Source organism: Reyranella sp. CPCC 100927, assembly GCF_007859315.1.
Taxonomy (GTDB): Bacteria; Pseudomonadota; Alphaproteobacteria; order Reyranellales; family Reyranellaceae; genus Vineibacter.
The window spans coordinates 631,072-656,025 of sequence record NZ_VOHA01000003.1; the positions used below are offsets into that span (position 1 = coordinate 631,072).

Consider the following 24,954-nt stretch of genomic DNA (forward strand, 5'->3'; position numbering starts at 1 on the left):
GCACGGCTCTGCTGATTTTCCGCAGGAAAACACAGCCCCAATGTAGCCACACGTAGCGCGTTTGGTGCGGCGCGCCGATAATGTCGGCGCGCCTGGGGAGAGGGATGCGGATGATCCGAGGAAAGGTCGGGGCATTGCTCGCGAGCACGGCGGTGGTTCTCGCCTGCGGTGGTGCGGCTGCCAAGTGTTTCGACACGACGGTGATCTATGAGTCGGGCGATTTCATCCTGAGCTTCGATCAGTGGCGCAATCCCGACGACGAAGTCGGTGAGCTTCGCCACCGCCCGACGGGTAAACGGCTGGAGGTTTTCTCCATCTACCTGGGGACCAACGGCAAGACCGGCACCTGGGGCCTGTCGATCGCGGAGCGATATTGCCGCGATCGCGATGACTGCACCTTGGAGGGTGATGTCGAAGTGGTGCAGCCCGGTGACGGTCGGGAACCGCCGAAGGAGCTGCGCGTGCTCGATCTGTCCAAGATGATGGATACGTATCTGCGTGCCGGCTTCTGGCCCGGCGGCGCGCGGCCGGATGAACGCTTCGTGCTGAAGGAATGCCGCCCGCTCAGGTAGGGCGGGACGGGCTTCCGAGGCGCCTGATCGGCGGCGCCATAGACGAGGCTCAGGCTCCCTTGGCCTCGCGGCGGAAGGTGCGGGTCATGCTGGCGGCGAACGCTTCGAGCGTGGGTCGATCGGCGCCGTCGCGCGCCGCGGCCGACATGCCGGCCAGGGCAATCTCGACGAACTTGGACAGCGCATCGGCCTGTTGCGGGTATTGCGTGGCGATGAAGTCGCGCAGCGTGTCGTGGGCGGCCTGCTTGATGGCGGCGGTCAGCGCGCGCGCATCGGGATCGGCGCTGTTGCGCGCGCCGTCCAGCACCAGGCAGCCGGCGGTACCGTCGCAGGCGGGATAGATCTCCGCCGCACGCGCAAGCATGTGCCCGATTACGGCGGTGACCGAGCCGCCCTTGGCGCGGGCATGGGTGAAAAGGTCGGCCTCGCTCTTGGCGTAGCGCTCCAGCACGCGTGCGAACAGGCCGGCCTTGCTGCCGAAGGCGGCATAGAAGCTGGGTGGCGTGATGCCGAATGCCGAGACCAGTTCGGCCACGCCGACCGCGTCGTAGCCGCGGGCGTGAAACAGCTTCAGCGCAGTCGCCACCGCCTGGTCCACGTCGAAGGTCCGTGGCCGGCCGCGTGCCGGGGGATTTTTTATAGTATCCACTATATTAAGCCTTGAACCTGTGCAGATGATTATATATAGCAACTACTATACAATCTCAAGGAGGCCATGATGGCTGATTTCACAGGTAAGAACGTCCTGGTTCTCGGCGGCAGCCGGGGTATCGGCGCCGCGATCGTTCGCCGCTTCGCCACCGGCGGGGCCAAGCTTGCGTTCACCTATGCCGGTTCGAAGGAGGCAGCGCAGGCGCTGGCGACCGAGACCGGGACCGAGGCGATCCACACCGACAGCGTCGACCGCGATGCGGTGATCAAGACGGTGGCGTCGCGTGGCGCGCTCGACGTGATCGTCATCAACGCCGGCATCGGAATCATCGGCGATCCGCTGACGTTGGAGCCCGATGCGATCGACCGCATGATCGATGTCAACGTCCGCTCGCCGTATCACGCGGCCGTCGAGGCGGCGCGCAAGATGAACGACAACGGCCGCATCATCGTGATCGGCTCGGTCAACGGCGATCGCATGCCGTTCGCCGGCGGTGCTGCCTATGCGCTCACCAAGTCGGCGGTGCAGGGGATGGTGCGCGGCCTGGCACGCGACTTCGGCGCCCGCGGCATTACGGTCAACAGCGTCCAGCCGGGGCCGACCGACAGCGACATGAATCCGGCCGACGGCCCGATGGCCGGCCTCATGCACAGCTTCATGGCCATCAAGCGCCACGCGCGCGGCGGCGAGGTCGCCGAACTGACCGCCTTTCTCGCCGGGCCGCACGGCGCCATGATCACGGGCTCGATGCAGACCATCGACGGCGGCTTCGGCGCCTGATCGGGAGCAGGGCCGCAGCGCGTCCTGCCGTGGACGCGCTGCGGCGATGCCGAAATTGCAATTGCGAGTCGTTCGCAATTGGGTAGGATCTTGCCATGACAACCATGGCAAGTCCCTACCGGCTGTTCGATCTGGTTCTGGCCCGGCGGCGCAACCTGAACCACAGCCTCAGCCGCCTGACATTCCAAGGCCCGGATGTCGCCCGGATGGCGACGCACGCGCCGGACCAGCGGATCAAGATCTTCTTCCCCGACGCGGCGGGGCGGCCGTCGGCCCTGCCTCACCGGCCCGACTGGCTGGCCGTCTATCGCGCGCTGCCGCCGCAGGCGCGCCCGTCGATGCGCACCTACACCATCCGCCATTTGCGGCCGCAGGCGGGCGAGGTCGACGTCGATTTCGTGCTGCATGGTGATGCTGGCCCGGCATCACGCTGGGCGATCCACGCCCAATTGGGCGACCCCGTGCAGTTCGTGGCACCCAACCGCGACTATGACGGCGAGGCCGGCGGCTACGAGTGGAAGCCCGCGCCCGACACGCGGCACGTTCTGCTGATCGCCGACGAGACGGCATTGCCGGCGGCGAGCGGCATTCTGGAATCATTGGCAGCTCTGCCGGCGCCGCCGGCGACACAAGCCTTCATCGAGGTGGGCAGCGCCGCCGACACCTTGGCGTTGCCGACCTGGCCGCAGTTGGAAGTGGCGTGGATGCCGCGCGACCAGCACACGGACGATCGGCCGCCGATGGTGTCGGCCATCCACCGCGCCCGTCTGCCGGCGGCGAAGACGGCCGCTGCTGGGACGGCGCTGCCTGACGTCGACATCGAGTCCCAGATTCTCTGGGATCTGGCGGCACCCGGGGACGCCGGTTTCTATGCCTGGATCGCGGGTGAGGCGGCGTCCGTGCTGGCGATCCGCCATCACCTGGTCAAGGAGCGCGGCATGGATCGCCGATCCTTGAACCTGATGGGCTATTGGCGTCGCGGTCGGGCATTGGACGACAGCCTGTAACGTCTGCTGCCGTGGGCAGGCCCGCGGCACACCTTCGACTCAGCGTTGAGTTTACGCGATGAGACTGCTACAACCATAGGTCTCAAGAGAAACGTGACGTGACATGCCGCTGGCATCGATCGGTTGGGACTTTGTCGCCCTGGTGCCGGCGCGTCGGTCACGTGTCCCCGTCATTTTCCTCCACGCCGGCAGTCGGGTCTGAACGTCGTGTGCTTCATCGGTATCGCGGTGCTGATCTGAATTGATTCATCCCGGTGATCGGGAACCACGGATGCTTTGCGGCTGGCTGGAGTGGCAGGAGGTACGCCACATTTTTAGGGGAGGCCAGGCATGCTCACGATGAATCCACCGGTGACCGTCATCAGGGTCAAGAACCCGGCACAGAATTTTGTCGACGATAACGAGATGCTGTTCGGCTATTCGGAGCCGAGCTACAACGGCACGCCTGTGACACAGCTGGATCAAACCATCGCGGCGCGGCAAGCCGTCCAGACCACCATCAACCGGAACACGCCGATCGCCGTGGCGGGCAGGACCTATCAGTCCAACCTGATGGTCACAGGCGTTCCCAATCATACCATCACGTGGCAGATCTCGATGCCGCCGGCGCCGGTCTCGGGCGGCTGGGAGGCGGCCGACGTCCCCGGATTGCGGATCAAGGAGCTGGTCAACCAGATCAACACCCGCCGGCAGCGCGACGGCCTGGAGGTGACCGAGGCGATGAAGCCGGAGAATCACCCGATGCGCTTCAAGAAGACCGCGCGGATGACCTTGCGCTTCGAGCCATACCCGAACGCGACCGAATTCATGACCCACATCATGAACCACGAACTGCAGCACGTCGCCGATCACATGTGGCTCGCCAAGAAGGTCATCGGTCGCTGGGACGATGTGCTGATGATGATGCTCAATCAGCACATCACCCTGCTCGACAGGACCAGGGAGGGAACCAACATCGTCGGGATCGTCAATCTGTTCGGCTATGCCACCGGCAGCGCCCGCATCCCGCTCTATTGGAAGATCTGCACCATCGACAGCGGCGAGTTGTACCACGAGACCGAGGAAGGCGCCGACCCGGTGGCCAAGGTCGTGCAGATTACCGACACCACGGTCACCGTCCAGCTCAGGCCCAAGAAGATGATCACGGTGGCACCCAACATCACCATCAATCCGCAACCGCATCAATCGTTCGCCGTCAAGGGTGACCGGATCGACGGCATCGAGTTGCGGATGGACGCGGGCATGCCGGCGCCGTTCACCAAGGGCATCCGCAAGATCCACCTGCGCTACTACGAGCCGACGTGACGCCCGTCGAGCCTGTCACTCACCCAGGAGCGAGGCGGGATCCCGCCAGCGATGCGGTTGGGTCGATCGCCATTGCGCGCGATAGTGCGCGAGGTTGACGTCACTGACCAGTGACACCGGCTGGTCGTTCAAGGTGATCGTGCCGTCTTGCAGCAGCGGCACGCACCAGCGGAATGTCACGTCACCCCAGAACACGGTGACGGGCGCATGGTTCCAGTCCCGCACCAGCAGGAACTCGCACAGGATGCCGCGATGGACGATCGCGCGCTTGTGGCTGAAGCGCTTTTCCGGAATCTCGTGTAGGGACAGGCGGCAAATCGTGTCGTCGATCGCGGCGAAGTCATCGCCGCGGTAGACGAGGTCGATGTCGGCATGGGGACCGGGATCGCGCAGGCCCAGCAGTTCCTCGGCCCAGCCGCCGAACAGATCGCACTGCACCCCCTGGCCCGCGAGCAGGGCGAGGACGTCGCAGACCATCGCCGCCGTGCTGCCGATGGTCCGGGACATCATGCGGGCCCGCGCGGCAGGGAGTCTCAGGCCGCGTCGACGCTCTGCGCCTGTTCCAGCGCCTGCTGGCTCTCCAGCCAGGTCTCCTCGGCGGCGGCGATGCGGCGGCCGATGTCGCCGAGCTCGATCTGCAAGGCGGCGACGGCGTCCTGGTTGCCGTTGTACAGGGCCGGATCGTTGAGCCGTTCCTGCAGGGCGGTGCGCTTGTCGGTCAGCGTCGCGAGTTCCTTCTCGGCGCGGTCGATGGCCTTGCGCAATGGCGCCAGCTTCTGGCGCAATCCGGCCGCCTGGCGGCGCTGTTCCTTGCGCTGCTCGGCCGTCGCGCCGCTGGCTTGATCCGCGCCGTTGCCGCCGCGGCCGCTGCCGCGCTCGCTGAGCAGCTGCTGCTCGTAGTCGTCGAGGTCGCCCTCGAACGAGGTGCAGGTGCCACCCGCGATCAGCCACAGCCGGTCGGCCACGAGGCGCACGAGATGCGCATCGTGGCTCACCAGGATCACGGCGCCTTCGTACTCGTTGAGCGCCTCGACGAGCGCGGTGCGCGAGTCCATGTCGAGGTGGTTGGTGGGCTCGTCCAGCAGCAGCACGTGCGGCGCATCGCGCGTCATCAGCGCAAACAGCAGGCGCGTCTTCTCGCCGCCCGACAGCGAGCGCACGGTCTGATCGGCCTTGGGGCCGGAAAACATGAAGCGCCCGAGCTGGGCACGCACCTTGGTCGGCGGCGCGTCCGGCATCAGGCGGCGCATATGCTCGAACGGCGTGCCGTCGAGGTCGAGCTCTTCCTCCTGCTGCTGCGAGAAATAGCCGACGCGCATCTTGCCTGACTTGCGGACCGTGCCGCTGAGCGGCTTCAGCCGATCAGCCACCAGGCGGATGAAGGTCGATTTGCCGTTGCCGTTTTGGCCCAGCAGCGCGATGCGGTCGTCCATGTCGATGCGCAGGTCGAGCTTCTGCAGCACCGGCGTGTCGGCGGCGTAGCCGACCGACGCGCGGTCCATGGTGATCAAGGGCGGCGGCAGTTTGTCGGGGCTGGGGAAGGCGAACTCGACCGGCACCTCCTCGGCGATCGGCACGATCGGCTCCATCTTTTCCAAGAGCTTGATGCGCGACTGCGCCTGGCGCGCCTTGCTGGCCTTGGCGCGGAAGCGGTCGACGAAGGACTGGATGCGCTTGCGTTCGGCGATCTGGCGGGTCTGCAGCGCCGCCTGACGCTCGGCGCGTTCGCGCCGCGTGCGTTCGAAGCGGTCGTAGTTGCCGGCATAGGCGACCAGCTTGCCCTGGTCGATATGGATGATCTGGTTGCACACCGCATTCAGCAACTCGCGGTCATGGCTCACCAGCAGCAGCGTGTAGCGATAGGTGCGCAAATAGTCGGCCAGCCACAGCCGGGCCTCGATGTCGAGGTGGTTGCTGGGCTCGTCCAGCAGCAACAGGTCGGGCTCGGCGAACAGCGCCTGTGCCAGCGCCACGCGCATGCGCCAGCCGCCGGAGAAGGTGTCGCATGCCCGGCCTTGCGCCGCGTGATCGAAACCCAGGCCGTTGAGGATGCTGCCGGCGCGCGCCGGCGCGGCGTGGGCGCCGATATCGGCCAGCCGGGTATGGATCTCGGCGACGCGGTGCGGGTCGGTCGCGGTCTCGGCTTCGGCCAGCAGCGCGGTACGCTCGCGGTCGGCCTCCAGCACGGTGTCGAGCACGCTGCGGGCGCCGCCAGGTGCCTCCTGCGACACTTCGCCGACGCGGGCATTGGCACGCATGGTGATCGAACCGCCGTCGATGGCGGTCTCGCCGCGGATCAGCCGCAGCAGGGTGGACTTGCCGGTGCCGTTGCGGCCGACCAGGCCGACGCGATGGCCGTCGGCGACGGCCACCGTGGCGCGATCGAAGAGGACACGGCCGGCAATGCGGTACACGAGATCGTTGATGTGAAACATGGCGGCGCGGCGTTTAGCACGGGGTGGCGCCGTTGAAAACCACCGGCGCCGCGCGCTTCAGCCGCGGCGGATGAGCTTGAGCGCCGCCGTCTTTTCCGCCGCGGGCTGCTGTGGAACACCGGCGAAGCGACGTGGGCTCATTTTCCGCCCCGCGCCGCGCGCTGCTTGCGCAATTCCTCATCGACGTTGAAGAAGTATTCGTTGCCCTGGTTGACCAGGATCACGGTCGACAGCCCCAGCGGTGTCGGCACCGGACGCTCGGTGGCGAAGTCGATCAGCAGCCGATCGGGCACGCCGACCTGGCGTCCGGGATCATCCGGCGGCCTCTGCACGGACGGCGGGATCTCGATGTCGGGCTGCGGGCAGATGCCGCTGCCGATCGGGCACGTGTTGAACGTCTGCACGTCGACGACCGCACCGCGTCGGCGCACGTAGAAGCCGGCAAACGTCGTGGCGTCGAACGGCTCGCTGAACGGCGCCGTCACGGCATGTGCTGTCGTGGGATCGATCTGCCGCACGCTGCCGGTCAGGGCGATCGGGTTGCTGTGCGCCACGTAGATGCCCAGCAGGCCGTACGTGCCGCTGCCGGCGATGGTCGAGCCTGGGCCACCGACCAGGTACACCGTGGTGTTGCCGGCATTGACGTTGGTCAGCTGGATGCCGCCGTCGGGATTGGGGCCCAGCGGGATCGCCGAGGTGCCGCTGGGCGGTGTCGCGCTCGACTTCAGTGTTGCGAAGCCGCTGGACGACAAAGCCGGGCTGCCGGTCAGGTCGAGCACCACGAGGTTGGGCGACCCCGACCCGCTGTCGAACGACACGTTGTTGAGGATGATCTCGCTGCCGGTGGCGCCGGCGACGCGGCGCAGCAGGACCAGGCCGTCGGTCGTTGTCAGCGTCGTGTTGTTGACCACGATGTCGCCGCTGCCGATCGCCAGCTCCAAGGTGGCGCCAATGCCGGCGTGCACGCCATCGACCGTCGCCACCAGGCTGTCGCCGGCCACGCCGCCGGCCGGCACCGTTACGCTGGCGGCATTGATCAGCCGGAAGTCGCCCAGGCCGCCTTCGGTGGCGCCCGCTGCCGAGCCCGACAGGAACCGCACGTTGTTGAGGCCGGCCGCCGTCGACAGATCGACCGCGCCGCCGGCCACGGCCAGCAGGCCGTTGGCCACGACGCCGCCGAGCGCGCTCTGGAAGACGTCGGCGGCGGCGTTCAGGCGCGCGGTGGCACCGATGGCAGCGAGCCCGTTGATGAACTCGATGCTACCGGTGCGCGACACCAGGGTGACGTCGCCGCCGTTCGTCAGGATCGCGCTGTTGGCCGGCGCGCCCGGCGCCGCACCGCTGTTGCGGTCGCCGATCAGCGGCGTGCCCGATCCGGCCACCGAGACCACCGGGATCGATGACTCATCGACGTAGCGGAAGGTGCCGGTCTGGGTTCCCAGCGTCGCGTCGCTCTCGCGCGCGACATGCGCCAGGCCGGTCACCGAGTTGTTCGGATTCGTCAACTCGACCGAGCCACTGCCGCGAACCGCCGTGGCCAGCGCGCCGTCGAAGCCGCCGCCGCGCGTCAGGCGGATGGCCCCGGTCTGCTGGATCGCGAGACCGGCGGCGCCCGACTCCAGCACCAGGCGCTGGAGCAACGGGCCGGCGCCGGAGAAGTTCAGGCCCTGAATGGTGATCGTCCCGGCCGGGTTTTCCAGTGTCGTCGTGGCGCCGCCGAGCTGCAGACCGGCCGCACGGCCGATCGAGCCCAGCCGCAGCGTGCCCGTCTGGACACTGGCGAGCAGATTGGCCTCGGTCAACAGCGTGCCCGTCGTACCGCTGGCGCCGCCAACGACCATCGGCGCGTTGGCCGTCGTCGGCCGCAACACCGTCACACCCGTCGGGTTGTCCGCCGGGAACGACGAACCGGGCGATCCTGTCGCGATGCCGCCGATCCGCGCCCCCGCCTGGATATTGATCGTGTTGGCCGCGATGTCGAGATAGCGCCCGGCACCGATCGTGATCCCAATCGGCACGGTGAAGGCCTGGCCAATGGTCACCGTGTTCGCGTCGACAAAGCGGAAATCGCCGCCCGCCGAGCCGACCAGAGTAATCGCATCGTTGCTTGCGCTCGACAGATCGACCGAGCCCCCCGCGTTCACCACGAGCGTTGCGCCGCCGCCGCTCGCCGTCTCGACGATATTGCCACCTGTCTGGACGATGTTGCCCGAGGCGCTCAGATTGATGCTGGGGCCGGAAATGGTTCCCCCCGTTTGAACGATGTCACCGGCTGTCGCACTGAGCGTCGTCGATTGATTAGAAAAGATCTTCCCGGCTGTTTGCAGAATGCCCACCCCGCCGACACTGCCGTTGGCGCTCATGTCCACGGTGTTGCTTGCTGAAATGACACCGCCAACGACGATCTGGCTATTGGCGGTCACATTGAGGTTGGTCGCGGAAGACACGGTGGCCGTGCTGACCACGAAGACGGATCCGCCGGTCGACTCCAGGAGAGCGCCGAATGCGGAGGGGCCGGCACTTGTGACATTGGCGTTCACAAAAAGCTGCCCGCCGGCCGACAGGCGCAGATCAAAGGACGTCCCAGCGCCTGTCGCTACGGGACCGTTGACGGTCAGGTCGCCGCCTGATTGCAGGTTGATGGCGCCGGCCGCAACGCCAGTAGGATCGACCGTCAGCGCGCCCTTTGTGGTGATGCCGACCCCCCCGGGAGTCGAGCCCCTCACGGCTGCGATGTTGTTGTTAACGTTGTTGGCAAACATGCCGTTGCCGGTATTGAAGTCCACCAATCCCGCACTCACCGTGGCCGAGGTGAGGCTGACGCTGCCGAGGCCAGGGACGGTCAGGACCAGCGTCCCGCCGCCAGCGTCGATGGTGCCTGTACCGGTGATGCCGGCGCCTACAGTGTTGGTAATGCCGGCATTGAGAGTCGCGCGGATACCGGCCGCTTCGTTGGTTCCAGAGATCACACCATTTATAATAATGCTGCGGTCCGCGTTCAGGGTGAGCGTGTTTGTCGTCGTCCAGGTGATGTTCGCCCCGGCCAGCAACGTGATGTCGCCTGCGTCACTTCCGGCGCTCGATGTCGTTATGACGACATCGGTGCCGCCCTGAAGAACGGTGCTGAACCCGGCCGCCTGCGTTGCATCGATCGTCATATCAGTCGGATCAAGAAGCCACGTGCCCGCTCGACCGGCTGTCGCGCTGGCGTTGGCCATTGCTCCCGGTAAGACTGAAAGCGTGCCTTTCCCCGACGTTTCCACAAACCCGCCGTCGCCGCCCTTCTGCCCGCCCTTCGCGGTGATCGTGCCGCCGAACACGGTGGCGTTGTCGGCCCAGACGATCACCGTGCCGCCGTTGCCCAGCATCGTCGCATCGGCCGCAATCCGCGCACCAACCGCCACCGTCGCGTCGCGCGCGTTGGCGAGCGGGCCCTTGCCCTGGTAGCTGCCGCCGACGTTGACCTGGCCGCCGCCGGAGGCGCCCGAGGCGTCGATCACCGCCGTCGCCGCGACATTCACCTTGCCGCCTTGCGCCGTTGCGACCACCTGGCCGCCACGCTGGCCCATGGTGCGGCCCGACACGTCGATCTTGCCGGTCACGTTCACCGTGCCGCCGTTGCCGGCGTCCGCCGTCACCGCGCCCAGCACCAGAACGCCGTTCTCCTGCGTCACCGCCTGGGCCCGGATCGCACCGCCCACGTTCACCACGCTGTCGACGACACCGCCCGCGGCGCGCGCCGTCATCGTCACCACGCCGCCGTCGGCATTGATGGTGCCGGTGTTCGACGCCAGCGGCTGCTTCCTGCCCTGGTCATCGACCGGCTGGCGCGACACCGGCTGGCCGATCTGGAAGTTGATCAGGCCGTCGCCCGCCAGATCGACCGTGAACGTCTCGGCACCGCCGATCGTGACACGACCCAGGCGGGCGTTGATCACGCCGTTGTTGGCCGCCATGTTGCCGGCGAGACCGACCAGGCCGCCGTCGCGCACCGTGATCGAGCCGTCGTTGACGACGCCGGCGTTGGGGTTGGACGAGCGCACATCGAACGCCAGCTTTCCGTCCGCCATGAAGGCCTGGCTGCTGGCGATGTTGGCGGTCGATGCGATCAGCGATCCGACATTGACCTGCGCGCCGTTGGCGAAGAGCACGCCGGCGCCGTTCACCAGGACGATCTGGCCGTTGGCGGTCAGCCGGCCGGCGATCACCGACGGATCAGGGCCGGTGACGCGGTTGAGGGTCACCGAACTGGCGCCCGGCTGCCGGAAGTCGACGCGGTTACCCTGGCCGATCGAGAAGCTGCGCCAGTCGATCACGCCGCGGTTGGTGGTCTGGTTGACCGTCACCTGGTTGGTGCCGGTGGTGATGGTGGCACTGCCGCCCACCACCGTGCCGCCGGTCGGCAGCTGCGCGCCGGCCGGCGTGGTGAACGCGAGCGCGTTCCAGCCGATCAAGGCCGCCAGCGCCGTGGTCCCCAGCAGTCCGCCGCGCGCCGGATACCGCGCGGTCTCGATGACGGTTGGGATCCGCACCGTGCTCTGGTTCCGCCGCCGTGCCATGTCCGCGCTCCACTCACTGTACGCCTCGCTTCAGCACCGGCGTCCGTCTAGGGTCGGTGAGCCCGTGCGCGACAAGAAGCAGCCAAAGCGGGGCGTCGTCCTCGTTTGCGATGGATGGCTATTCTGTCTTCTGTGCTGGTCCAGCCGCGGTGAAATATCGTTGAAGCGGCAACCCGTATCGCGGGCCACAAGGCGCGACCGGCATTCATTTCTCTGTCAAATTGCACAAGGTTGAAAATGAAGGACCGAAGGCTTGTCGATTGAGACGCCCACGGCGCAAGGCGTCAACAGCTAACATCGTGCGCGTGGACGCAAGAGATCGCGTCGTGACCGCCGCCGCGGCGATCAGCGCATCACAACAAGGACCGCGCTCAGTCCGCTGCGTTTCAGCGTTCCCATGCCCGATCGTTCAAGGAATCGATCGTGATGTCGCTGGCTTTGGTTGGTCCTCGGGTGGAGCGTGACCGGCGCCGACGCCAAACGCGCCGGCATGGCCGCGCACCAGTCCATGGCGGCCGTCGTGACGCAACACCCTCATGGATCCCGAGCCTTACCCCCGGCGCACGAGCTTGAGCGCCGCTGTCTTTTCCGCCGCAGGCTGCTCTGGAACGCCGGCGCGGCGCATGCCGTCGATGAGCTGGGGAAACCACCGGCCGTGCGACCAGCGGTTGCGCAGCCGGCTGTAGTCGGCCAGGTTGAACCGCGGATCGAGCCCGAGCAGTTCAGCGACGGCGGCCGCGGCCGGCCGGCCGGCGATACCCAGGGCGGCGGCATGGGCCAGGTGGGCCGTCAACACCTCCGGGCTGGCCGCGATGGCGCGCTCGCCCCAGCGCACGGCGGAGTCGTGGTGACCCTGCATGAGCTGTGCGGCCGACAGGCCCGCCAGCCAGCCGCCGGCCTCCGGGTCGACCGGGTCGACACGCAGCGCCTCCTCGAAGTGCGCCATCGCCGTCACCGGATCGTCCTGATAGATGTGGACCCAGCCCGCCGTCGCGCGCGTGCACGATGCATTCGGATACAAGTCGACAGCGCGGCTAACCATCGCCACGGCAGCATCGCGCCGGTGTCCCAGGTAGCTGAAGATGAAGCCGACCTGGGCCAGGACGTGCGGATCGTCCCGTGCCACTGCCAGTGCCGCCTCCAGCAAGCGGATGGCCTCGGCCGCTTCGGCCAGCGGATCCTCGACAAAGCGTTGCGATACGCGCCACAGGCGACACCGCGCTGCCCCGACCAGCGCCAATGCGTAGTCCGGATCCATCGCCAGCGCCTGCTCGAGCAGGGCCAGCGCCTTCGCGCAATTGTCGCGCGTGAACGGCGCCATGGCGGCGATCGCCCGCCGATAGGCGGCATAGGCGCTCGGCGACTCCGTCGGCCGCCGCTGCAGGCGCTCGACCTCGGCACGCTGCAATCCCGGTTCGAGCCCGCTCACGATGCTGGAGACGACCTGGTCCTGAAGCGTGAACACATCGTCCGTGGCGTGATCGAAACGGTCGCTCCACTCCTGCACGCCGTTGGCCGTCTCGATCAGGTTGGCGTGGACCCTCATGCGGGACCCGACATGCTGCACCGTGCCGGTGACGACGTAGCCCACGCCAAGCTCGCGGCCGACGGCCACATGAGGGACGTCACGACCCCGGAAGCTGAACGCGGAATTGCGCGGCAGGACATAGAACCAGCGGATCCGCGACAGGCAGGTGATCAGGTTTTCGACCAGGCCGTCGGCCATGGGCGAGTGGCCGGACTGCGCGCCGGGGTCGGTGAACGGCAGCACCGCCAGTGACGGGCCGTGTGGCCGTCCGTCCGCCGACGTTCCCACCGATGGCGACGGCGCCCGCGCTGCCACGGGCTTCAGCGGGCCGCCGAAGCGGTAGCCGCGGCCGGACTCGGTGACGATGATCTCGGACCCTTCGGCGCCAAATGCCTTGCGCAGCGCCCAGATCTGCACGGTCAGGTTGGTTTCCTCGACGACCCTGCCGGGCCATGCCCGGGCGATCAGCGTGTCCCGATCGACAATGTCGCCGCCGGCCTCGATCAGGGCGAGCAGGATATCGATGGCGCGGCTGCCGAGCACGATGCGCTCGCCGTCGGCCACCAGGGTCCTGGTTCGCGGCAGCAGCCGCCAATGCCCAAAGAAAATGCCTTCCTCGGACATGTCCGGGTTCCGGCGAGAGTTACCACAAACTGACGCAACGCCGGACCATACCGGCGCAACGCTGCTTCGACTGGCTGAACAGTACCGAAGAGCGGCAACTGGCGCCATGGCTTTCGGGCGCGCCCGTTGGCGGAAGCGCCCGGTACGCGGCATATCGTACGGTCAGTCTGCGACGTTGCGCGGGTAGGTCAGCTTGGCGGCGTCGGCGAGCGCGAGGTCGATCTCGACGGTGACGACCGGATGGGCGGCGTCGGTACGCGCGAGCTCATCGCCGTCCGGTCCGATGATCCAGCTGCTGCCCGCGAAATTGCCGGCCGCGGGGTTGTCGCCGCGACGATTGGCGCTGGCGACGAAGGCGCCGGCGGCGATCGCGGCCATGCGCGTCGCCACCTCCCAGCGGTGATGCCCGCCGGTGGCGCGCGGCACGGCGATCAGCTGCACGCCGCCCTGTCCCAGGGCGCGCGGCGCCGGGCTGACCTGGACCTCGCTGCAGATCAGCATGGCAAAGCGCAGGCCGTCATCGTCCACGACGTCGACCACCGGCGGCGCGCGGTCGAACCAGGTGGCTTCCCAGCCACCTTCCTGTTGCGGCAGCCAGGCTTTGGCGCGGCCGGGAACCATGCCGCGTGCCGGCGTCCACAGAAAACTCTCGTTCAACCGCTGGCCGCCGGTCTCGATGGCGCGTGTGCCCAGGATCCGGCGTGCCGCCAGGCGTTCGAACTGCTTTGACAGATCCTCGTGGCGTGCGACCGCATCGCGCCAGACCGCGGCATCGAACACGGGCTGTGCCCAGAAGCTGCCCGATGCCACCAGTTCCGGCAGCACCAGCAGGTCGGTGGGCGCCGCCGCCAGCGTCGTCGCCAGGTGGTCCCATGCCGGCGCCATGGCCGCGGTGTCGTCGGGAAATTCGCAGACCGTGATCTTCATGGCCTCATCCTCCTGAGGGACCGATGATGAGCGGTCAGCGTGTCGTTGACCATTGGCACGAATGACAGCTATCGTGAAGATCATGCCAATCGTCAACACGGTCGCCGCGCCGCGGCGTCCCCGGCCACGCAACACCATGGTTGCCGTTCTGGCATACGATGGCGTCAGCACGTTCGAAATGGGCATCGCCATCGAGGTGTTCGGTCTGTCGGACATGGGCCGCGGCTGGTATCGCGTCATGGTCTGCGCCGACCGGCCGGGACGGCGGCTGATCGCCAACGGCGGCGTGAAGATCGTGGCCGATCTCGGCCTGCCGGCGCTGGCCAGGGCAGGGACCATCATCGTGCCCGGCTGGCAGGACGTCGAGGCGACACCACCCGAGCCGCTGCTCGATGCGTTGCGTCGTGCCCATCGCCGCGGTGCCCGCATTGTTTCGATCTGCTCCGGCGTGTTCGTGCTGGCCGCGGCCGGCCTGCTGGAGGGCCGGCGCGTCACGGCACATTGGGCCAACATCGACGTGCTGGCGCGACGCTACCCGCATCTGCGGATCGATCCCGACGTCCTCTACGTCGATGACGGCGACATCCTGACGTCGGCCGGCCGCGCCGCCGGGCTCGACCTCTGCCTGCACATCGTGCGCTGCGACTTCGGCACCGCGATTGCCAACGACGTGGCGCGCCGCCTGGTGGTGGCGCCGCACCGCGATGGTGGGCAGGCCCAGTTCATCCCGCGGCCGGTGTCGACCGAGGGTGATCCGCTGGCGGCGTTGCTGGCCTGGTCGCAGCGCCACCTCGATCGCGAGCTGACGATCGCAAGCCTGGCGGCGCGGGCGCGCATGAGCCGCCGCACCTTTATCCGACGCTTCGAGGCGGCCACGGGTTCAGCGCCGGGTGAATGGATCCTGCAGGCGCGCATGGCCCAGGCGCGTAGCCTGCTGGAAGCGACCGACTTGCCGATCGAGCACGTAGCGACACGCACCGGCTTCGGTTCGGCCGACGCACTGCGCCACCATTTCCGCACGCGCCTGGACACCAGCCCGCAGCGATACCGATCGAGCTTCCGCGTCTAGGGTGGGTCCCATTCAATCACGCTGTCATCCCGAGCGCAGCGAGGGACCTTGCGGTGCGTCGACCGCACCGGCTCGCATGTACGGGATGAAGACTTCACCACAGAGTTCCCACCGGCTACGCCGACCACAAGTTGCGAGCGAAGCGAGCCCCTGGGAGCGCGGGCGTCCCGCCCGCTCATGCTTCGGCGCTGCGCGCAAAGGCGAAAGCTACGCTTTCACCGGAGATGCGGGCGAGACGCCCGCGCTCCCAGGAATGATCGTCCTGGCTCCGAGACTGTTGTTTCTTGTTAGCGGCGCGCTCCCAGCGAAGATGTACCGTTTCCTTTCAGGCACGGAGGACACGGAGAAAACACAGAGACCAATCTTCGCGCACGCCGAAGATGCGCCATGCCTTGTCTCTGTGTGCCTCTGTGCCTCTGTGGTGAAGTCTTCCTTCTCATGACCGCGCGTTTGTGCGGGTTGGCGCGCCGCAAGGTCCTTCGCTGCGCTCGGGATGACAGCGGAGGTCGAGCAACCGCATGCGCCTGTTCGATCGGAACACGCTCACTGTCCGCCGCGCGCGGCGCGGTGCCGGCGCTCTTCGTCGTCGACGTTGAAGAAGTATTCGTTGCCCTGGTTGACCAGGATCACGGTCGACAGGCCCAGCGGCGTCGGCACGGCACGGTCGGCGACGAAGTCGAGCTGCAGCCGATCGGGTACGCCGACGAAGCGGCCCGGATTGTCCGGTGGCCGCTGCACCGACGGCGGGATCTCGACGTCGAGCTGCGGGCAGATACCGCCGATCGGACAGCCGTTGAATGTCTGTATGTCGACCACCGCGCCTTGCCGGCGCACGTAGAAGCCGGCGAATCGCGTGGCGTCAAACGGCTCGCTGAACGGCGCCGTCACTGCATGCGACGTCGTGGGGTCGATTTGCCGCACGCTGCCGGTCAGCGCGATCGGATTGCCGTGCGCGACGTACACACCCAGCAGGCCGTAGGTGCCGCTGCCGGCAATGGTCGCGCCGGGACCACCGAGCAGGTACACCGTCGTGTTGCCGGCGTTGACGTTGCTCAACAGGATGCCGCCATCCGGATTGGGGCCCGGCGCGATCGCCGATGTGCCGCTGGGCGGCGTCATGCTCGACTTCAATGCCGCGAAGTTGCCGGGCGACAGGGCAGGGCTGCCGGTCAGGTCGAGCACCACCAGGTTCGGCGATCCGCTGCCGGTGTCGAACGACACGTTGTTCAGGATGATCTCGCTGCCGGTGGCGCCGGCGATGCGGCGCAGCAGGACCAGTCCGTCTGTCGCCGTGAGTGCCGCATTGTCGACCGTGATGTCGCCGGTACCGATCGCCAGCTCCAGGGTGGCGCCGACGCCCGCATGCACGCCCGCGATCGTTGCCACCAGGCTGTCGCCGCCAACGCCACCGGCAGGTACCGTGACGCTGGCGGCGTTGATCAGCCGGAAGTCGCCAGGGGCTTCGCCGGCGCCGGCCGCCGATCCCGAGAGGAACCGCACATTGTTGAGGCCTGCTGCCGTCGACAGGTCGATGGCGCCGCCGGCCGCTGCCAGCAGCGCGTTGGCCACGATGCCGCCTGTCGCGCTCTGGAAGATCTGGTCGGCCGCGCTCAGCCGTACCGTGGCGCCGACAGCGGCCAACCCGTTGATGAACTCGATGCTGCCGGTGCGCGACACCAGGGTCACGTCGCCGCCCGCGGTCAGGATCGCGCTGCGGGGCGGCGCCCCTGGCGCAGCGCCGCTGTCGCGCTGGCCGATCAGGGGCGTGCCTGATCCGGCCACGGTGATCACCGGGATCGACGAGCCGTCAACGTAGCGATAGGTGCCGCCCTGGATTCCCAGCGCCGAGTCGCTGATGCGGGCGACATGGGCCAGCGCGCCCACCGAGTTGTCCTGGGTCAGCTCGACGGCGCCGCTGCCGATCACGGCCGTGGCCAGCGCATTCACGACGATCGGCGCCGTCTGGCTGATGGCGGTGCCGCCGGCGGCCGACTCGATCACCAGGGTCCGGACGGCCGCGCCGCTGCCGTTGAAGTCGAGGCCCTGCACCGTGATCGCGCCCGCGGCGCTTTCACCGGCGATCGTGGCGCCGCCCAGCACCGTGCCGGCGGCGCGGCCGATCGAGCCGATGCGCAAGGTGCCGGTACGGATGCCGGCGCTCAGTGCGGCTTGCGTGAGGCCCGTGCCGCCGGTGCCGCCGATCACGGCAGGCGTACCCGCTGTGGTCGGGCGCAGCACGGTCACGCCGGTTGGATTGTCGACACGCGATTCGCCGGCCAGCATCGCGCCGACCAGCACCCCGGAAGCGATACCGATGCCATCGGCCGAAATGTCGAGGTAGCGCCCGGCGCCGATGGTGATTCCCTGCGCGTCGCGACCCAGCACGACGGTATCGGCATCGACATAACGGAAATCCGTGCCCGCCGATCCGACGACAGTCACCACGTTGTTCGTGGCGCTGGTGAGCTGCACGGCTCCGCCGGCGCGCGCGCTGAGATCTCCGACCGAACTGGTGATGTTGCCGCCCACCTGGATGATGGACGTGCCGGCACCGGCGGTCAGAAAGACACTGGTCCCCGCGATGGTGCCGGCCGTCTGGACGATGCCGTTGCCCCGCAGGTTCACGAAGTTCTGGCCGGCGATGCTGCCGTTCACGGTGAGCTGCCCGGCGGAGTCGATGTCCGTGAAACCCGACACGGTGAGGCCGCCGGACCCGATGGTCATGGGCACGCTGCTGCTGATGAACACGTGGCTGACCGGTGATCCCGTTGCCGAACTCGCCGCCGTCGCCAGCGCGTTGATGGCGTTGCCGGGATTGTCAATGGAAGCACCGCCGTCGGCGATGAAATTGACGGCGCCGGCCGTGACCGGCGCCGCACCGAGCGTGATGCCGCCGGCCGTCATGGTCAGCGTACCGGCGCCGACATCGATGATGCCTTCGGCGGTGCTGGTGATGCTGCCGGGAAAGGCGGTGAGCGTCACGTTGCCGCCGCTGGTGACGATGGCATTGTTGATCAGCAGGCCGCCGGGGCCTGTGTTGAGGTCGACCGCGCCGGCCACGATGGCGGTGTTCGCCGGCAGGCCCGGCGTCGCGCCGCCGCTGCGCAATCCCACCAGCGGCAGTGTCGCCGAACCCAGGATGCCGATGGTCAGGCCGAAGCGGACATCGAGAGAATAGAGACCCGTGGTGATGCCAGCCTCGGTATCGCTGATGCGCAGGACGTGGGCGACCGTGCCGATCTCGTTGTTCAACGCGCCGCCACGCAACACGACATTGGCATCGGCCCGCGTGGCGGTGGCCAGCGCCGTCACCAGTAGAGGATCCGTCGCCGACTGGGTGATCGCCGCGCCGGCGGCGCCGGATTCGAGCACCAGCGTCTGGACCGCTGCCGCAGACAGATCGAGGCCCTGAATGGTGATGGCCCCGGCAGCGCTTTCCGTGGCGGTGGTTGCGCCGCCCAACGCCGTGCCGGCGGCGCGACCGATCGAACCGATGCGCAAGGTCCCCGTGCGGATGCCCGTGACCAGCGCGGCTTCGGTCAGGCCCGTGCCGCTGGTGCCGCCGATGGTCATGGCCGTGCCGGCTGTCGCTGGCCGCAGAACGATCACACCGGTCGGGTTGTCGGCACCCGTCGCCGTCACCACGCCGATTTGGGCGCCGGCGCGAATCGTGAAGCCGTCGGCTGCGATATCGAGGTATCGCCCGGCGCCGATGCCGATGCCGCCAACGGCGCCGGTGCCAACGGGACTACCCAGTTCCAGCGTGTCGGCATCGACGTAGCGGAAATCAGTCCCGGCCGCGCCCACGAGACGGTCGACATTGTTGGTGGTGCTGGCAAGCTGCACGGCGCCGGCCGCCGATATTTCGAGGCGTCCGATGCTGATCTGTCCGGGGCTGATCGCGATGTTACCGCCCGTCTGGATGATGGATCCGGTGTTTGCGGTGAGCGCGATATCGGCGCCCGATATGGTGCCGGCCGTCTGCAGGATCCCGCCTGCCGCCACAAGCGATAATTGACCTGCGGCCGTGGTGATACTTCCGCTCACGGTCAGGTCCGACGATGTGATCGTCACGGATTGGAAGGCCGTGATCCCGCCGGCGCCGATCGTCAGCGGCGTGCTGCTGCTGATAACGATGGACGGGAATACCGCGCCGGTCTGCCCACTCGGCACGGTGGCCAGCGTGCCGATGGCATTGCCGGGATTATTGACCTCGACACCACCGCCGACGACGGTGAAGTTGAAGACGCCAGCCCTCACGAGTGTCTGGAGGAGAAGGATACTTCCCGTACCCGCCGTCACCGTCAGCGTGCCGCCGCCGACGTTGATGGCGCTGTTGGCACCGCCGCTGATGCCGCCGCCAGGATCCGTCCGGGCCGCGTTGAGGATCAGCCGGTTGCCGGTTGCGGCACTGGTCGCAGAGATCGTGCCGTTGATTGTGATGTTCTGGTCGGCATTGAGCGTCAGCGTGTTGGCCGACGTCCAGCTGATCGTCGCGCCGGCATTCAGCGTGATATCACCTGCGTCAGTACCCGGGCCCGATGTGTTCAGCATCACATTGGTCGTCTCCAGCTGGCCGCTGATCGTTGTCGCATCCGCTGCCGTAATGGTGATGTTCTGGGGATCAAGCAGCCACAGGCCCGTCCCGCCAAACGCCGCGCTCGTGTCGACCCGGGCACTGGGCAGCACCGACAAGTCGACCTTCCCGGACGTCTCGACGAGGCCGCCGTCGCCGCCCTTCAGACCGCCCTTGGCCGAGATCGTGCCGCCGAACACCGTCGCGTTGTCCGACCACACGATCACGTCGCCGCCGTTGCCCTGGGTTGTCGCATCCGCGTTGATCCGCGCGCCGGCCTCCACCCGCGTGTCGCGCGCGTTCGGCAGTGGGCCCTTGCCCTGGTAGTTGCCGCCGATGTTTATGCGTCCGCCGCCCGAGGCACCTGACGCATCGATCACCGCTGTCGCCGCCACGTTCACCTTGCCGCCGCGCGCCGTCGCAACAACCTGTCCGCCGCGCTGACCCAGGCTCTTGCCCGACACATCCAGCTTGCCGGTGACGTCCACCGTCCCGCCATCCTCGCCGCCCAGCACCAGCACGCCGCCTTCCTGGCTCACCGCCTGTGCCCGGATCGCACCCCCCACGTTCACCACATTGTCGACAACGCCGCCTGCGGCGCGCGCCGTCATCGTCACCACGCCGCCATCGGCGTTGATGGTGCCCGTGTTCGATGCCAACGGTACCTTCTTGCCCTCGCCATCCACCGGCTGGCGCGTCACGGGCTGGCCGATCTGGAAGTTGATCAGGCCGTCGCCCGCCAGGTCGACCGTGAACGTCTCGGCGCCGCCGATCGTCACCCGGCCCAGCCGCGCATTGATCACGCCGTGGTTGGCCGCCATGTTGCCGACCAGGCCCACCAGGCCACCATCCTGTACCGTGATCGTGCCTTCGTTCACGACACCGGCATTGGCGGTGGGCGAGGGCACGTCGAACGTGATCTTGCCGCCCGCCATGAACGCCTGCGGGTTGCTGATGGTCGCCGTCGATGCGGCCAGCGCACCGACATTCACCTGTGCGCCGTTGGCGAACAGAATGCCGGCGCCATTCACCAGCACGATCTGGCCGTTGGCCGTCAATTGACCGGCGATCACCGACGGGTCAGGGCCGGTGACACGGTTGAGCGTGACCGCGCTGGCATTCGGCTGCCGGAAGTCGACACGCGAGCCCTGGCCGATCGAGAAGCTGCGCCAGTCGATCACGCCGCGGTTCGTGGTCTGATTGACCGTGACCTGGTTGGCGCCGGTCGTGATGGTGGCGGAGCCACCGACAACTGTTCCGCCTGTCGGTAATTGCGCGTCGGCTGGCGTCGCGAACGTGAGTACGCCCCAGCCGATCAAAGCAGCCATGGCCGTGGCGCCGAGCAGTCCACCACGCGTGGGGCATCGCGCAGCGCGGATGACGGCCGGGGTCGGCGCCGGGTTCACGATCGTCGATTTCCGCCGTTGTCCCATACCCGTACTCCACTGACTGTGTGCTCCGAGCCCTTCGCGCGCCCGTCTTTGGCCAGAGAAGGCCGCGATCCGCGCGACAACACCACGGCATGCTCAAGGCCAACGCTTTGAGTGTGCCGGCATGGACAGCTTTTTTGTCGTTCGTGCCCGTTCAGCCGCGGTGAAATGCTGTGAAGCGGCGGCGTCTGGATCGCGCTGCATTCAGCGCAACCGGCACTCATCTCGCCAACGCGCAACTCCCAACTTGCACAAAATTGAAATTGAAGATCGAAGACCAGGATTAAAGATCTTTTGATTGAGCCGGTCACGGCGTGATGCGTCAACAAAAACATCGCCAGTGCCGATGCGCCGTCATGCCGGCATCGGTCATCGCACCTGTGTGCAAAGGACGTTGGACTCTCTGCGTTTCGTGCGCACAATGGATCGTCTGGAGACTCTCCATCGACCACATCTGGAGCCGCGCACATGGCCTCTTTCGACCGTTACGGTCTGCCGCTTTCGACGTCGTCCGAGACCGCGGCTGCGGCTTACCGCAACGGCATCGACTGCATGCTGGCGGCGTGGCCGGGCGCGGCGGAGGCCTTGGACAAAGCGATCGCGGCCGATCCCGATTTCGCGCTGGCCCATGCCGCCCGTGCGCGCGAGCACTTTCTCTATGCCCGCGGGGCCGAGGCCAAGGCCGGGATCGCGGCGGCGCGTGCGCTGGTCGCGGCCAACGGCACGGCGCGCGAAAAGAGTCATGTCGAGATCCTGGCGCTGGGCATGGAAGGCCAGTCAGCCGCTTCGTTGAAACAGGCCCTGGCCCATCTGGAGACGTGGCCGCGTGATGCCTTCATCCTCTCGCTGCCGCTGGGTGCGTTCGGCTTGTTCGCGTTTTCCGGCATGCCCGATCACGACCAGGCGCGTGTCGATCTGTGCGAGCGGTACGCCCGCCACTATGGCGACGACTGGTGGTTCCTGATCTATCTCGGCTGGTCGTACACCGAGAACGGCAGCGTCGGTGCCGGCCGCCAGCTCACCGAGCGCGGCTTCGAGCGTCGGCGCGAGAATGCGCATGGCGCGCATGCCCTGGCGCACGCGATGTTCGAGGACGGCTCGACCGCCGATGCTGAAGCGCTGATCGCCGATTGGCTGCCGGGCTATGATCGCAGCGGGCTGTTGCACGGCCACATCTCCTGGCATCAGGCGCTGTTGGCGCTGGAGCAGGGTGACGGTGCGCGGGCGTTCGCCATCTATGCCGAGCGTATCCAGCCCAAGGTTTCGGCCGCGCCGCCGATCAATGTCGTCACCGACGGCGCCGCCTTGCTGTGGCGGCTTGGCGTGTACGGCCATGCTGTTCCCAGGAATGCATGGGACGATGTGGCCACCTATGCCGGACGTGCCTTCCCTAAAGCCGGCGTGACCTTCGCCGACGTGCACATGGCGATGGTGTCGGCCGTGACCGGTGACCGCGCCAGTCTCGATCAGCGCATCGAGACGCTGGAAACGCGGGTCAGGGACGGCAAGCTGGCCGCCGGGCCGGTGGTGCCGGCGATCTGCCGCGCGGCGCGTGCCTTCATCGACGGCGACTACCAGGGCTGCGCCCGCATCCTGGAGCCGGTCGCCGCCGAGGTGGTGCGCATCGGGGGCAGCCATGCCCAGCGGGAGATCGTCGAGGATACGCTGCTGGTGGCCTGGATGAAGGGCGGCGAGCCGGCGAAGGCCCGCGCGCTGCTCGACGGCCGCCTGCATCGACGGCCCTCGCAGCGCGATACGGCGTGGCGTACCGCGATGGCGTGAATTTTGCCCTCCCCGCTGCGCGGCTGGAGAGGGCTCGCCGGAGGGCGATCAGGGAGGACAACCATGCGCACATCCAGACGGGGATTTGTGGCGAGTGCATCGGCCAGCGCGGCGTTGCTGGCGGCCGGCGTGGCGCATGGACGTAAAGGAAAGTACGACGAGGGCGCTTCGGATACCGAAATCAAGATCGGCAACATCTGTGCCTACAGCGGTCCGGCATCCGCCTATGGCGCGCTGGGCCGCGGCTACGATGCCTACTGGAAAATGGTCAATGACCGGGGTGGCATCAACGGCCGCAAGATCAGGTTCATATCGCTGGATGACGGCTACAGCCCGCCCAAAACGGTCGAGGCGGCACGCCAGCTCGTCGAGCAGGACAAGGTCCTGCTGCTGTTCGCGCCGCTGGGTACGGCATGCAACACGGCGATCCAGAAATACATGAACGCCAAGCGCGTCCCGCAGCTGTTCGTGGCCACGGGCGCCTCGAAGTGGGGCAAGCCCAAGGCGTTTCCGTGGACGATGGGCTGGACCCCCGACTACCACACCGAGGCGGTGATCTATGCGTCGCACATCCTGTCCACCGTCAAGGATGCCCGCATCGCGGTGTTGATGCAGAACGACGACTACGGCAAGGACTACTACGAGGGGTTCCGCGAGGGGCTGCACACGGAGGTGGGCAGGATCGTCAAGCATGTGGCCTATGAGGTCACCGATCCGACGGTCGATTCGCAGGTGATCCAGCTGAGCGGGTCGGACGCCAACGTCTTTTTCAACATCGCGTCACCGAAAGCGGCCGCCCAGGCGATCCGCAAGGTGGCCGACATCGGCTGGAAACCGGTACATTACCTCAACAACGTGTCGACGTCGGTGGCGGCCGTGATCAAACCGGCTGGATATGCCAACAGCCAGGGCATCCTGTCGGCGTTCTACCGCAAGGATCCGACCGACCAGCGGTTCGCGAACGACGACGACGTGAAGGTGTGGCGCGCCTGGATGGAGACATACGTTCCCGGCGGCAATCTCGCCGACTTCAACTTCGTCACGGCCTATTCGATGACGTACACGTTGCATAAGGTTCTCGAGAGCTGCGGCGATGATCTCACCCGGGCCAACGTGATGAAGCAGGCGGCGAGCCTGCGCAATTTCGAGGTGCCGATGCTGCTGCCGGGCATCCAAATCAACACCAGCCCGACCGATTTCTACCCGATCCAGGCCATCCAGATGGTCCGCTTCAAGGGCGAGAGCTGGGAGGTATTCGGCGGCGTGCTGTCGAACGAGAGCACCTGAGGCGGGGCAGGGCGATCGCATACGGCCTTTGCCGTCATCCTGAACGCAGCGAAGGTTCCTCAGCGCGTCGCACCACGCTGCCGCGCTCCGCAAGGTAGGGCGAGCCGCCTCGTCCGACGCTGGAGCAGTTCATCGTTTGATGGAATCAACCGCTACTGTCGTCCTGAGCGCAGCGAAGGACCCTGCGGTGCGTCGGCCCGCGCGAACGCGCGGTCATGAGGAGGAAGAAATCACCACGGAGGCACAGAGAACACAGAGGCACACAGAGATAAGGCCATGGCGCACCTTCGGCGCGCGCGAAGATTGTTCTGAAAGGAAACTGGCCAAGGTGGCTCGATCATACGCTGGGGCGCGCCACTCTGTGGCGCGTCATGCGTCGATCCAGACGAAGGCGCGCGACGGAGTCGCGCCCCCAGCGTGT

General features: G+C 67.3%; 14 protein-coding genes. 7 read left to right on the top strand and 7 right to left on the bottom strand.

Going from position 1 to position 24,954, the window contains the following annotated elements; all coding sequences use genetic code 11:
* Positions 1-80 precede the first annotated feature (80 nt).
* The gene (locus FQU96_RS12285; RefSeq protein ID WP_146541536.1) at positions 81-572 is read left to right on the top strand and encodes a hypothetical protein; all 492 of its coding nucleotides are present in this window, start codon (positions 81-83) and stop codon (positions 570-572) included.
* A 49-nt stretch (positions 573-621) separates the two neighbouring features.
* Here the strand turns inward: FQU96_RS12285 and FQU96_RS12290 are convergent, their stop codons facing one another.
* Positions 622-1,158 carry a TetR/AcrR family transcriptional regulator gene (locus tag FQU96_RS12290; protein WP_255468000.1) on the bottom strand — a complete coding sequence of 179 codons (537 nt, stop codon included), beginning with the start codon at positions 1,156-1,158 and terminating at the stop codon, positions 622-624.
* Between the two features lie 132 nt (positions 1,159-1,290).
* On the opposite strand from FQU96_RS12290, the gene bdcA reads away from it, so the two are divergent.
* The 3 genes from bdcA (at position 1,291) to FQU96_RS12305 (ending at position 4,316) form a co-directional block, all read left to right on the top strand.
* Positions 1,291-2,004 carry an SDR family oxidoreductase gene (gene bdcA / locus FQU96_RS12295; protein ID WP_146541538.1) on the top strand — a complete coding sequence of 238 codons (714 nt, stop codon included), beginning with the start codon at positions 1,291-1,293 and terminating at the stop codon, positions 2,002-2,004.
* Positions 2,005-2,099: 95 nt separating this feature from the next.
* Positions 2,100-3,011: a siderophore-interacting protein gene (locus tag FQU96_RS12300; protein ID WP_218574690.1), complete on the top strand. Its 912-nt coding sequence runs from the start codon at positions 2,100-2,102 to the stop codon at positions 3,009-3,011.
* Positions 3,012-3,341: 330 nt separating this feature from the next.
* Positions 3,342-4,316, top strand: coding sequence for a hypothetical protein (locus FQU96_RS12305; RefSeq protein WP_146541539.1), 975 nt, complete (start codon positions 3,342-3,344; stop codon positions 4,314-4,316).
* A 15-nt stretch (positions 4,317-4,331) separates the two neighbouring features.
* Here FQU96_RS12305 and FQU96_RS12310 read toward each other — a convergent pair whose 3' ends face one another.
* The 5 genes from FQU96_RS12310 to FQU96_RS12330 all read right to left on the bottom strand — a co-directional run bounded on the left by FQU96_RS12310 (position 4,332) and on the right by FQU96_RS12330 (position 14,389).
* A complete protein-coding gene (locus tag FQU96_RS12310; protein WP_255468001.1) occupies positions 4,332-4,826 on the bottom strand; it encodes a hypothetical protein in 495 nt (164 codons plus the stop codon).
* A 23-nt stretch (positions 4,827-4,849) separates the two neighbouring features.
* Positions 4,850-6,751: an ABC-F family ATP-binding cassette domain-containing protein gene (locus FQU96_RS12315; RefSeq protein WP_146541540.1), complete on the bottom strand. Its 1,902-nt coding sequence runs from the start codon at positions 6,749-6,751 to the stop codon at positions 4,850-4,852.
* Between the two features lie 137 nt (positions 6,752-6,888).
* Positions 6,889-11,310, bottom strand: coding sequence for an S-layer family protein (locus tag FQU96_RS12320; protein ID WP_146541541.1), 4,422 nt, complete (start codon positions 11,308-11,310; stop codon positions 6,889-6,891).
* A gap of 550 nt (positions 11,311-11,860) precedes the next feature.
* Positions 11,861-13,462: a winged helix-turn-helix domain-containing protein gene (locus FQU96_RS12325; RefSeq protein WP_178130470.1), complete on the bottom strand. Its 1,602-nt coding sequence runs from the start codon at positions 13,460-13,462 to the stop codon at positions 11,861-11,863.
* Between the two features lie 162 nt (positions 13,463-13,624).
* Positions 13,625-14,389, bottom strand: a complete 765-nt coding sequence (locus FQU96_RS12330; protein ID WP_178130471.1) for a carbon-nitrogen hydrolase family protein — start codon at positions 14,387-14,389, stop codon at positions 13,625-13,627.
* Between the two features lie 61 nt (positions 14,390-14,450).
* On the opposite strand from FQU96_RS12330, the gene ftrA reads away from it, so the two are divergent.
* Positions 14,451-15,458, top strand: a complete 1,008-nt coding sequence (ftrA, locus tag FQU96_RS12335) for a transcriptional regulator FtrA (RefSeq protein ID WP_146541544.1) — start codon at positions 14,451-14,453, stop codon at positions 15,456-15,458.
* 543 nt (positions 15,459-16,001) lie between these two features.
* Here ftrA and FQU96_RS12340 read toward each other — a convergent pair.
* Positions 16,002-21,467: a filamentous hemagglutinin N-terminal domain-containing protein gene (locus FQU96_RS12340; protein WP_146541545.1), complete on the bottom strand. Its 5,466-nt coding sequence runs from the start codon at positions 21,465-21,467 to the stop codon at positions 16,002-16,004.
* A 465-nt stretch (positions 21,468-21,932) separates the two neighbouring features.
* Between FQU96_RS12340 and FQU96_RS12345 the strand changes: the two genes are divergently transcribed.
* Positions 21,933-23,246, top strand: coding sequence for a tetratricopeptide repeat protein (locus FQU96_RS12345; RefSeq protein ID WP_146541546.1), 1,314 nt, complete (start codon positions 21,933-21,935; stop codon positions 23,244-23,246).
* A gap of 63 nt (positions 23,247-23,309) precedes the next feature.
* Positions 23,310-24,533: an ABC transporter substrate-binding protein gene (locus FQU96_RS12350; protein WP_146541547.1), complete on the top strand. Its 1,224-nt coding sequence runs from the start codon at positions 23,310-23,312 to the stop codon at positions 24,531-24,533.
* Positions 24,534-24,954 lie beyond the last annotated feature (421 nt).

Excerpts from the sequence above, each read along its gene's own strand:
- FQU96_RS12285 (WP_146541536.1), top strand. The coding sequence starts at position 81 with ATGTCGGCGCGCCTGGGGAGAGGGATGCGGATGATCCGAGGAAAGGTC.
- bdcA (WP_146541538.1), top strand. The coding sequence starts at position 1,291 with ATGGCTGATTTCACAGGTAAGAACGTCCTGGTTCTCGGCGGCAGCCGG.
- FQU96_RS12300 (WP_218574690.1), top strand. The coding sequence starts at position 2,100 with ATGACAACCATGGCAAGTCCCTACCGGCTGTTCGATCTGGTTCTGGCC.
- FQU96_RS12305 (WP_146541539.1), top strand. The coding sequence starts at position 3,342 with ATGCTCACGATGAATCCACCGGTGACCGTCATCAGGGTCAAGAACCCG.
- FQU96_RS12310 (WP_255468001.1), bottom strand. The coding sequence starts at position 4,826 with ATGATGTCCCGGACCATCGGCAGCACGGCGGCGATGGTCTGCGACGTC.
- FQU96_RS12315 (WP_146541540.1), bottom strand. The coding sequence starts at position 6,751 with ATGTTTCACATCAACGATCTCGTGTACCGCATTGCCGGCCGTGTCCTC.
- FQU96_RS12320 (WP_146541541.1), bottom strand. The coding sequence starts at position 11,310 with ATGGCACGGCGGCGGAACCAGAGCACGGTGCGGATCCCAACCGTCATC.
- FQU96_RS12325 (WP_178130470.1), bottom strand. The coding sequence starts at position 13,462 with ATGTCCGAGGAAGGCATTTTCTTTGGGCATTGGCGGCTGCTGCCGCGA.
- FQU96_RS12330 (WP_178130471.1), bottom strand. The coding sequence starts at position 14,389 with ATGAAGATCACGGTCTGCGAATTTCCCGACGACACCGCGGCCATGGCG.
- ftrA (WP_146541544.1), top strand. The coding sequence starts at position 14,451 with ATGACAGCTATCGTGAAGATCATGCCAATCGTCAACACGGTCGCCGCG.
- FQU96_RS12340 (WP_146541545.1), bottom strand. The coding sequence starts at position 21,467 with ATGGGACAACGGCGGAAATCGACGATCGTGAACCCGGCGCCGACCCCG.
- FQU96_RS12345 (WP_146541546.1), top strand. The coding sequence starts at position 21,933 with ATGGCCTCTTTCGACCGTTACGGTCTGCCGCTTTCGACGTCGTCCGAG.
- FQU96_RS12350 (WP_146541547.1), top strand. The coding sequence starts at position 23,310 with ATGCGCACATCCAGACGGGGATTTGTGGCGAGTGCATCGGCCAGCGCG.